9 protein-coding genes are annotated in these 9892 nt (G+C 73.5%); 7 read left to right on the top strand and 2 right to left on the bottom strand.

Features of this window, described 5'->3' with window-relative positions; all coding sequences use genetic code 11:
* Both rmuC and ACPYOM_RS18330 read left to right on the top strand, forming a co-directional pair.
* On the top strand, positions 1–406 hold a 406-nt coding region (gene rmuC / locus ACPYOM_RS18335), incomplete at its 5' end, for a DNA recombination protein RmuC (RefSeq protein WP_481347052.1).
* A gap of 136 nt (positions 407–542) precedes the next feature.
* Positions 543–2252: a substrate-binding domain-containing protein gene (locus ACPYOM_RS18330; protein ID WP_481347051.1), complete on the top strand. Its 1710-nt coding sequence runs from the start codon at positions 543–545 to the stop codon at positions 2250–2252.
* 66 nt (positions 2253–2318) lie between these two features.
* On the opposite strand, the gene ACPYOM_RS18325 is transcribed toward ACPYOM_RS18330, so the two are convergent.
* Positions 2319–3338, bottom strand: coding sequence for a 4-hydroxy-3-methylbut-2-enyl diphosphate reductase (locus tag ACPYOM_RS18325; RefSeq protein WP_481342384.1), 1020 nt, complete (start codon positions 3336–3338; stop codon positions 2319–2321).
* Between the two features lie 70 nt (positions 3339–3408).
* On the opposite strand from ACPYOM_RS18325, the gene xseA reads away from it, so the two are divergent.
* Positions 3409–4734, top strand: coding sequence for an exodeoxyribonuclease VII large subunit (gene xseA, locus ACPYOM_RS18320; protein WP_481347050.1), 1326 nt, complete (start codon positions 3409–3411; stop codon positions 4732–4734).
* Positions 4735–4744: 10 nt separating this feature from the next.
* A complete protein-coding gene (locus ACPYOM_RS18315; RefSeq protein ID WP_481347049.1) occupies positions 4745–5044 on the top strand; it encodes an exodeoxyribonuclease VII small subunit in 300 nt (99 codons plus the stop codon).
* A gap of 34 nt (positions 5045–5078) precedes the next feature.
* On the opposite strand, the gene ACPYOM_RS18310 is transcribed toward ACPYOM_RS18315, so the two are convergent.
* A complete protein-coding gene (locus ACPYOM_RS18310) occupies positions 5079–5831 on the bottom strand; it encodes a DUF4245 domain-containing protein (protein ID WP_481347048.1) in 753 nt (250 codons plus the stop codon).
* A 94-nt stretch (positions 5832–5925) separates the two neighbouring features.
* On the opposite strand from ACPYOM_RS18310, the gene glpX reads away from it, so the two are divergent.
* The 3 genes from glpX (at position 5926) to ACPYOM_RS18295 (ending at position 9713) form a co-directional block, all read left to right on the top strand.
* A complete protein-coding gene (gene glpX / locus ACPYOM_RS18305; RefSeq protein WP_481347047.1) occupies positions 5926–6918 on the top strand; it encodes a class II fructose-bisphosphatase in 993 nt (330 codons plus the stop codon).
* Positions 6915–7856, top strand: coding sequence for a carbohydrate kinase family protein (locus ACPYOM_RS18300; RefSeq protein WP_481347046.1), 942 nt, complete (start codon positions 6915–6917; stop codon positions 7854–7856). The genes glpX and ACPYOM_RS18300 overlap by 4 nt, the downstream gene beginning before the upstream one ends.
* A gap of 126 nt (positions 7857–7982) precedes the next feature.
* Complete coding sequence (locus ACPYOM_RS18295; protein WP_481347045.1) at positions 7983–9713, top strand: substrate-binding and VWA domain-containing protein; 1731 nt, start codon at positions 7983–7985, stop codon at positions 9711–9713.
* Positions 9714–9892: the final 179 nt, after the last annotated feature.

Genomic DNA, 9892 nt, shown 5'->3' with positions numbered 1-9892 from the left:
CGGCGCCATCTGGCAGCAGGACGCCCTCGAGCAGAACGCCAGGGAGCTGCTCGCCCTCGGACAGGACCTCTACGCCCGCCTCGCGACCCTCGGAGGTCACGTCACCGGGATGGGGCAGTCGCTGGCCCGCTCCGTCGAGCAGTACAACCGCTTCGTCGGCACGCTCGAGTCACGCGTGCTCGTCACGGCCCGCCGGATGCACGAGCTGCAGCTGGCCACCGAGCGGCCGGCCGAGCTCGTGCCGCTCGAGGCCGCGCCACGCTCGCTGAGCGCCGCCGAGCTGACCGGAAGCACCCCGGACGACGTCGTCGATGCACTCGGTCCGCGCTCGAGCGAGGAGCGGGACGACGCGTTCCTGCGCCGTGAGCGCGACGCGGCGGCCCGACGTCGGGAGGACACCGCCTGACGGCCTCCCCAGGGGCCGATCACCCACGGCCACAGCCACTTTCGAGGTGCGGAGAGGCGAGATGTCCGGTATGGGGCGATAGTGGACACCCGCGCGGGAGGCACGGACAATACGGCGGCATGGAAGCGGGCGCAGCGTGACCGGCACCGGGGGGCCGGACCCAGACCATCAGGCAGCAGGCACGGGCCGCCGCATCGGCCCCTACGAGCAGAGCCTCATCGACTCACGGCACAAGGTCGAGGCCGCCGTCCGCGAGCGCAGGTGGCGTCAGCGCCGCAACCGGGTGCTCGGCGCCGTGCTCGCCCTCGTCCTGGCCGGCGCCGCGGCGGGCGTGTACGCCCTGCTCGTCCGGCGTGACGTCCCGACCAGCCTGCCTGCCATCGCCGCTCGTCCCGTCGCGTGCGCCCACCCGGCGAAGGTCCGCGTCGCAGTCGCCCCGGCCGCCGCGCCCGCCGTCGCCGCCGCGGCCGAGGCCCTGAGCAAGCACCCCGACGGGCCGTGCGCCGCGTACACCTTCGAGCCCGCGGAGCCCTTCGCCGTGGCCGGCTCGCTCGTCGGCGCCGGGCGGCCCGACGCGTGGATCACCGACTCCGACGTCTGGCTCGGGCGGGCCCGCGCGATCTCCGGTGTCACGGCGGCTCCGGGCAGGCCGTTCGCGACGAGCGCCGTCGTCGTCGCGCTGTCCCCTGCCGCCGCCGAGAGGGTCGGTGCCGACCTCTCGTGGGGGGCGGTGCTCGGGGGCGGGACGCCCGTCCGCGTCCCCGACCCCAACCGCTCCACCGTGGGGCGCCTGGCGCTCGGTGCCGCCGCCGCTTCGATGTCGGACGCGGCCCTCGGCACGCTCGTGTCCCGCGCCGCCGAGGACGGCACCGGCTCGGTGTCCCTCGACGGGGTCGACGGTAAGGACCCGGCCGGCGCCGTCGTCACGCAGGCTCAGCTGACGACGTGGAACGCCGCGCACACCGACGCACCGCTCACGCCGGTGGCGCCGAAGGAGGGCGCGGGCCCGGCCGAGTACTCCCTCGTGTCCCTGTCCGACGACGCGGCCAAGAAGCGCCTGGTCAAGGCGCTCGACGACTACCTCCACACGCGGCAGGCGGCACAGGTCCTGCGGGCCGGCGGTTTCCGCACACCGGGTGGCGCGGACCCCGGGACCCCCAGCGGGCTGCGTGGGACGATCACGGTCGGGCCCGTCCCGGCCGAGGCCGCCGTGGCCCGCGCCGCCGCGCTGTGGGACGCGTCGGCCCCCAAGACCCAGGCCCTGCTCGCGGTCGACGTGTCCGGGTCGATGCTCGACCGGACCGAGAGCGGCGCCACGCGCCTGGCCACCGTCCAGCGGGCCACGGTCCGGGCCGCCGCCGCCGTGTCACCGACGACGGTCGCCTCGCTGTGGGTCTACTCGCAGCACATCGGTGACCACGCCGACGACTACCGGCCGCTCGTCGGCTACGGCGGCCTCGGTGAGGGCAGGCGCCTGGCCGCGTTCGACACGTCCGTCGCCGGCCTCGACACCACGGTCGGCGGTGGCCGCGGCCTCTACGACTCGATCGCGGCGGCGTACGCGCAGGCCAAGGGGTACTGGCGTCCGGGGTCCACCAACGCCGTCGTGGTCGTGACCGGTGGCCCGAACGACGACGACTTCGGGCTGAGCCTGCGGCTGCTCCAGAAGCAGCTGGCGGCGCTGCGGGACCCCGCCAAGCCGGTACGGCTCGTCGTGGTCGACATCGGCGGCCGGTCCGACGAGGGGGCGCTCCGGCAGGTCCTGGCCATCACCGGTGGGCAGTACGTCGCGACGAGCTCGCTCGACGACCTCCAGCCCGCCCTGACCTCCGCGCTCGGAGGCTGACACCGACCCTCGGGAGCCGGTGGGCCCCGGCCCGGTCGGCCGTGAGGACGCGTCGCGGAGGCGGGCTCAGTGGAGCGAGCCGGCGTCCTCGAACGCGGCGTCGTGGCGCAGGCTGCCGGCGTCCTCCCCCTTGCGGGCCTTGAGGTCGCGCCGCAGCTCGTTGGGCAGCGCGAAGAGCAGGGACTCCTCCGCCGCGACGACGGCCTCCACCTCGCCGTAGCCCCGCTCGGCGAGCCACGACAGGACGTCGCGCACGAGCACCTCGGGCACGCTCGCGCCCGACGTCACACCGACCGTCGAGACCCCCTCGAGCCACTCCTCCTGGATCTCGTCGGCGTAGTCGACGAGATGACCGGCCCGGGCACCGTGCTCGAGCGCGACCTCGACGAGTCGCACCGAGTTCGAGGAGTTCCGCGAACCGACGACGATCATGAGGTCGGTGTCCCGCGCCATCTGCTTGACGGCCAGCTGCCGGTTCTGGGTGGCGTAGCAGATGTCGTCGGACGGCGGGCTCTGCAGGGCCGGGAACTTCTCCTTGAGGCGCTTGACCGTCTCCATCGTCTCGTCGACCGACAATGTCGTCTGCGAGAGCCACACCACCTTCTCGGGGTCCCGCACGGTGACGTGCTCGACGTCGTCCGGACCGTCGACGAGCGTGATGTGCTCGGGCGCCTCACCGCTCGTCCCGACCACCTCCTCGTGGCCCTCGTGGCCGATGAGGAGGATGTCGAAGTCGTCGCCGGCGAACCGGACGGCCTCGCGGTGCACCTTGGTCACGAGCGGGCACGTGGCGTCGATGGTCTTGAGGCTGCGCGCCCTCGCCTCCTCGTGGACCACGGGGGCCACCCCGTGAGCCGAGAAGACGACGGTGGCACCCTCGGGCACCTCGTCGGTCTCGTCGACGAAGATCGCCCCCCGCTTCTCGAGCGTCGTGACGACGTGCCTGTTGTGCACGATCTGCTTGCGGACGTACACGGGCGGGCCGTACAGCTCGAGAGCCTTCTCGACCGTGACGACGGCTCGGTCGACGCCGGCGCAGTAGCCACGCGGCGCGGCGAGCAGGACCTTCTTCGCGGCATCGGTCATGCGGCCATGCTACGTGCCGGCCGACGCGCCCCCGAAGTCCGCCGGGACCGGGACGTCGGTCGCTGCGCCTATGGTTGCCGTCGTGAGCCTGCCGAACCCGCTGCCGGACAAGGCGGCCGACACCACCGCCGAGCAGCCCTGGCCGGTCCGCGTGCTCAGCCTCAAGATCAGCGACTACGTCGACCGGATGAGCCAGCTGTGGGTCGAGGGGCAGGTCGTGCAGTTCAACCCGCGCGGCGGCACCGCCTACCTGACGCTGCGCGACCCCGACGTCGACATGTCGCTGTCCGTCTCGGTGCCGATGAACGCCGTCAACGCCATGGCCGTGCCGCTGACGCAGGGGGCCCGCGTCGTGCTCCAGGCCAAGCCGACGTTCTGGACCAAGCGCGGCACGCTGCAGCTCGAGGCCCGCCAGATCCGCCCGGTCGGCATCGGCGACCTCCTCGCCCGCGTCGAGATCCTCAAGCGCACCCTCGCCGCCGAGGGCCTGTTCGACACCGACCGCAAGCGCCCCATCCCCTTCCTGCCGCACCGCGTGGGACTCATCACCGGACGCGGCTCGGCGGCCGAACGCGACGTCGTCGAGAACGCCAGGAGGCGGTGGCCCGCCGTGCGGTTCGAGCTTCGCGAGGTGGCCGTGCAGGGGGCCAGCGCCGTGACCGAGGTCGTCGCGGCGCTCCGCGAGCTCGACGCAAACCCCGAGGTCGACGTCATCGTCGTGGCGCGCGGCGGCGGCGCGCTCGAGGAGCTGCTGCCGTTCTCGAACGAGGCCATGGTCCGGGCCGTCGCCGAGGCGCGCACCCCGGTCATCAGCGCCATCGGCCACGAGGTGGACCAGCCCCTGCTCGACCTCGTCGCCGACTGGCGGGCCTCCACTCCCACCGACGCCGGCAAGCGGGTCGTGCCCGACGCCGCGCACGAGCGCGGAACCGTCGAGACCGGCCGCGACCGGCTGCGCCGTGCCCTGCTCCGTCGCGTCGAGCACGAGCGCTCCGGGTTGCGGGCCCTCGTGTCCCGACCGGTCATGGCCGACCCGGTCGCCCAGCTGCGCCCGCGCCGCGCCGAGCTGGCCGCCCTCCGCGAGCGGGCGGCGACGCGCCTCGAGGCCCGCCTGCACCGGGCGTCCGACGAGGCCGAGCACCTGCGCCGGCAGGTCGTCGCGCTCTCACCGCAGTCGACCCTCGAGCGGGGCTACGCCGTCGTGCAGCACCGCGACGGCCGCGTCGTCATGGACCGCGACGACGTCGGCGTCGGCGAGCTGCTGCGCGTGCGCGTCGCCCGAGGCGACTTCGGCGTCCGGCCGGTCAGCGTGAAGAAGGCCGCCGGGAAGAGGGCCACCGCGCAGAAGACGACACCGGCCCCGGACCCCGAGGGCGGCGTCGGGCCGACATCGTAGGGTGGCCGCCATGGCCGACGCGTCCCCGCCCGACAGCACCGACTTCCCCGACATCGCCGGCATGCGGTACGAGGACGCCCGCGAGGAGCTCGTCACCATCGTCGCGCGGCTCGAGGCCGGTCAGGCCCCGCTCGAGGACTCGATGCGCCTGTGGCGCCGCGGCGAGGCCCTCGCCGCCCACTGCGCGACGTGGCTCGACGGCGCCCTGGCCGAGATCGAGCGGGCCGTCCGTGGTGCCGACCCCGCCGGCACGTCGGCTCAGGACGGGCCGCTGCACGCCGACGACGCCGTCTTCGACGACGAGTCCTGACCGCGGCCTCTCGACCCCGCGTGCGACCCGCAGGTCAGGGGGTCGTCGCAGGCGCCACCGGCCGCATCGCGGCGACGAACGCCTTCAGCTCGTCCTCGGACGCGTTGCCCGAGGCGACGATCGTCGGCCTGGTCGGAGCCGTCCCGCGCACGACGTAGGCGACCTGGCCGGCGTCGGAGGCGGTGAACCGCTGGAACGACCGTCCCGACACCTGCACGGTGCCGGCGGCCTCGCCGTCGTCCACCGACCGGCGCAGCCAGCCGTCCGTGGGGTTCACGGCCTGCTTGAGGGCGATGTCGGCTCCGGCCGGCGTCGTCCACACCGTCGTGAAGGTCCGGACCTTCTCGGTCCCGGGGGCGTACGTCGCGACGGTCGGCACCCAGCCGGACCCCAGGCCCTGGGGCAGCTCCACGGCCCAGTGCGTCTGGGCCGCGACCTCGCGCGCCTTGTCGAGCGCGTCCACCGCAGGCCGGTCCACGTGGTCGGTCCGGGGAACGATGGCGACGAGGGCGAGGACGAACAGCCCGATGACGAGCATCGAGCGGAGCATGTTCGGCAGCGTGCCCAGCGAGTACCGGCTGCGCGGCGACGCGAGGGCCTCCGTCTGGGAGTCCGTCTGGGAGTCCGTCTGGGAGTCGGTCTGGGAGTCGGCCTGGGACCGGGCGGACGGAACCGACTGTGCCACGGGCCCGCCCGTCGACGCCGCTGCGACGCCCTCGGGCCCGGTCGACGTGACCGGCTGCTCGGGGTGCCCCGGGGGAGGCGGGGAGGTGGACGGCGAGCTCATGCCTCCATGGTCCCCGACCCGTGGACGGCGTCCAAACGCGGGTCGACCCCCCGATAGGCTGGCGCCGACTCGTTCTGCGCCGACGGAGGACCCGATGAGACACAGCCAGCCGGACCGCAACCTCGCCCTCGAGCTGGTGAGGGTCACCGAGGCCGCCGCCATGGCCGGCGGACGGTGGGTCGGCCGCGGCGAGAAGAACAAGGCCGACGGGGCGGCGGTCGAGGCGATGCGCGCGATGATCTCGACGGTCAGCATGCGTGGGGTCGTCGTCATCGGCGAGGGCGAGAAGGACAACGCGCCGATGCTCTTCAACGGCGAGGAGGTCGGCGACGGCACAGGTCCCGAGGTCGACGTCGCCGTGGACCCCATCGACGGGACGACCCTCACCGCCAAGGGCATGAACAACGCCGTCGCGGTCATGGCCGTCGCCAACCGCGGCGCGATGTACGACCCGTCGGCGGTGTTCTACATGGACAAGCTCGCGACCGGTCCCGACGCCGCCGAGGTCGTCGACATCCGCCTGCCCGTCGCGGAGAACATCCGCCGCATCGCCAAGGCCAAGAAGGAGACGCCGGCCGACGTCACGGTCGTCATGCTCGACCGGCCGCGTCACGACCGCCTCGCCCAGGAGATCCGCGACACCGGCGCCCGTATCCGCTACATCGTCGACGGTGACGTCGCCGGCGCCGTCATGGCGGCCCGACCCGGTACGGGTGTCGACCTGCTCCTCGGCATCGGCGGCACGCCCGAGGGGATCATCGCCGCGTGCGCCATCAAGTGCATCGGCGGTGTCATCCAGGGCCGCCTCTGGCCCAAGGACGACGAGGAGCGCGAGAAGGCGCTCGACGCCGGTCACGACCTCGACCGCGTCCTGTCCACCGACGACCTCGTCGTCGGCGAGTGCTTCTTCGTCGCCACGGGCATCACCGACGGTGAGCTGTTGCGGGGAGTTCGCTACGGCGCCAAGTCCGCCCGCACGAACTCCCTCGTCATGCGCTCGCGCAGCGGCACCATCCGCACCATCGACAGCGAGCACCGCTTCGACCGCCCCGGCTGGTTCGGCAGCGCCGACATGGTCGACGCGTGAGCGAGGACGACGTGACCGATCTGCGCACCCTCGTCGTCGGTGAGGCGCTCGTCGACGCCGTGACGACGCCCGACGGCATGACCTCCGAGCACGTCGGCGGCAGCCCCGCCAACGTCGCGTTCGGCCTGGCAGCACTCGAGCATCCGGTCGACCTCGCGACGTGGATCGGGCGAGACGCCCGTGGTGAGCGCATCGCCGCCCACTGCGCCGAGCGCGGCATCGCCCTGACCGAGGGCTCGTGCGACGCCGCGGCCACCTCCCTGGCCCATGCGACGCTCGACGCGTCGGGCGCCGCCACCTACGTCTTCGAGCTCGAGTGGCACGTCGCACCGGTCCCGCACCTCGACGGCTACGGCCACGTCCACACGGGGAGCATCGCCGCGGTCATCGAGCCCGGTGGCCACGAGGTCCGGGCCGTGCTCGAGGCCGCGCGGGCCACCGGCGCCACGGTGTCCTACGACCCGAACGCGCGGCCGACGCTCATGGGCGCCCCGGGCGACGCGCGTCGCGCCATCGAGGCCTCCATCGCGCTGGCGGACGTCGTCAAGCTCTCCGACGAGGACGTCGCCTGGCTGTGCCCGGGCGAGCCCCTCGACGAGGTGCTGCGCGCGTGGGGCGACCTCGGCCCGGCCGTCGTCGTCGTGACCCGCGGGGGCCAGGGCGCCGTCGTGCGGGTCAGCGCCACGGGCGAGCAGGTGTCGCTGCCGGCCCCGAGCGTCCGCGTGGTCGACACCGTCGGCGCGGGCGACTCGTTCATGGCCGGCCTCGTGTCCGGGCTCCTCGACGCGGGCCTGCTCGGTGGGGCCGCCGCGGCCGCGCGCCTCCGAGCCGCAGGTCTGGCCGAGATCGCCCCGGCGGTCGAGCGGGCCCTGCTCACCGGGGCCCTCACCGTGCAGCGCGCGGGAGCCTTCGCACCGCCGAGATCCGTGCTGCCGTAGGACATTTCGGGCATTCGACAAACGCGGGGCGGTTGGGGCACCATTCTGCGCGAGCCGCCCGGTACCGTTGCTCGGTGGTTCGCCCCGACGCCCCGGCACCGGGGCGTCCTCATGTGAGGAAACCCCGTGTCCCAGCCGACCCCTCCACGTCGCCCCGTCGGTCCCTACGAGCAGAGCCTCATGGAGGGCCGCGCGGCCCGAAAGGCGCTCGAGGCGAAGCTCGCCCGCAACCGTCGCAACCGGCGGGTCGCCGCGGTGCTCGGCTTCGTGCTCGTCGTCGCCGGTGCCGGGGCAAGCGGCTGGACGTGGTGGCAGGGCCGTGACCAGGCGCCCGTCGCCGCGCTGACCGGAGCCCCCGGCAAGTCCTGCCCGGAGCGCACGCCCGTCACGCTCTGGGTCTCCGAGGCGGCGCAGCCGGCGGTTCTCGCCCTCGCCAAGGAGTACCAGGCCGACGCCGACTCCCCCTGCGTCGACTTCGTCGTGCGCGGGAAGACCCCGATCGAGGCGATGATCGGCCTCGGCCAGGGCCAGCCGAACCGGCCGGACGGCTGGATCCCGGACTCCCAGCGCTGGGTCGAGCGGGTCAACGAGTCGGCCAGGATCAACGCCAAGGTCGCCAAGCCCTTCGCCAAGAGCCCGCTCGTCATCGCCATGGACCCCGCGCGCGCCAGGCAGCTCGACGGGCAGCCGACGTGGCTCGAGCTGGTCGGGTCCGACTCCCCCATCCGGATGAGCGACCCCCGGTCCACGACGGCCGGCATGCTGACGCTCGCCTCGGCGCTGCCCCGACTGGGACCCGAGCAGGGACGTGTCGTCATCCCGAAGCTGGCCAAGGGCGCCGCCGCGTCCATCGACGAGCTCTTCTCGGCCTACAACGCCAACCCGCAGGAGGCTGGGGCCTTCCCGGTGGCCGAGGCCGACCTCATCGACCACAACCGGCTCTACCCCGACCACCGGATGGTGTCGGTGACCCCGAGCGAGGGCACGCCCGCCTTCGAGTTCTCCCTCGTCAACGTCGCCACCGACCCGGTCCGGGCCCAGGCCGTCGAGCTGCTCCGCACCTACCTCATGACGCCTGAGGCCGCCACGATCCTGGCCCGCTACGGCATCCGCTCCAGCGCGGTCCCCGTGACGATGCCCACCCCGTCCGGCAGCGTCGGTGACGTCACGGTCGGGCCGACTCCCGACGCGGCCACGGTGGCCGCGGCGACCGACACGTGGCAGTCGGCGACCACCGACTTCTCCATCCTGTCGGTGTTCGACGTCTCCGGGTCGATGAACGACAGGGTCGGCAACAGCACCCGCGTCGCCATCACGCAGGAGGCGGCCGGGATCGCGCTGTCGGCGCTGCCGAAGACGACCAAGCTCGGGCTGTGGATCTTCTCCATCGACAAGGGTGGTCCCGGTCAGGACTGGCGCGAGCTGGCTCCGATCGGCCGTCTCGACGACGACAGCCACCGGGCACAGGTCGCCACCGCCGCCGAGACGCTGTCGAAGAACGTCGGCGGCGGCACGGGCCTCTACGACACCATCTGGGCCTCCTACCAGAAGGCGCAGGCCCAGTACGACCCCGACCGCGTCAACGCCGTCGTCATCCTCACCGACGGCCGCAACGACGACCCGAACGGCATCTCGCTCGAGCAGCTCAAGGCCAACCTGCGCTCGGCGAGCGACCCCGACAAGCCCATCGCCATCACGACGATCGGCATCGGGCCCGACGTCGATGCCACGGCCCTGACCGAGGTGTCGAAGATGACGTACTCGGACTTCTACTCGGCACCGACGCCGGCCGACATGACGACCGTCCTCGCACGCGCGCTCTTCGACCACGACTGCAAGAACGGCCGCTGCGTCTGAGAGCCCGGACCCGACCCATCCGGCGGTGGTGACGCGGCTGCGCCCGGGACCCCTGAGCCTGTCTCTTATACACATCTGACGCTGCCGACGACGGAGAGAGTGTAGATTTCGGTGGTCGTCGTATCATTAAAAAGGGGGGGGGGGGGGGGGGGGGGGGGGGGGGGGGGGGGGGGGGGGGG

The sequence above is a fragment of the Monashia sp. HAY1-2A genome (assembly GCF_056755315.1).
Note: the sequence above shows the minus strand (reverse complement) of the source record. Positions and strands in the feature narration are given on the sequence as shown.

Excerpts from the sequence above, each read along its gene's own strand:
- xseA (WP_481347050.1), top strand. The coding sequence starts at position 3,409 with ATGGTTGCCGTCGTGAGCCTGCCGAACCCGCTGCCGGACAAGGCGGCC.
- ACPYOM_RS18315 (WP_481347049.1), top strand. The coding sequence starts at position 4,745 with ATGGCCGACGCGTCCCCGCCCGACAGCACCGACTTCCCCGACATCGCC.
- ACPYOM_RS18310 (WP_481347048.1), bottom strand. The coding sequence starts at position 5,831 with ATGAGCTCGCCGTCCACCTCCCCGCCTCCCCCGGGGCACCCCGAGCAG.
- ACPYOM_RS18325 (WP_481342384.1), bottom strand. The coding sequence starts at position 3,338 with ATGACCGATGCCGCGAAGAAGGTCCTGCTCGCCGCGCCGCGTGGCTAC.
- glpX (WP_481347047.1), top strand. The coding sequence starts at position 5,926 with ATGAGACACAGCCAGCCGGACCGCAACCTCGCCCTCGAGCTGGTGAGG.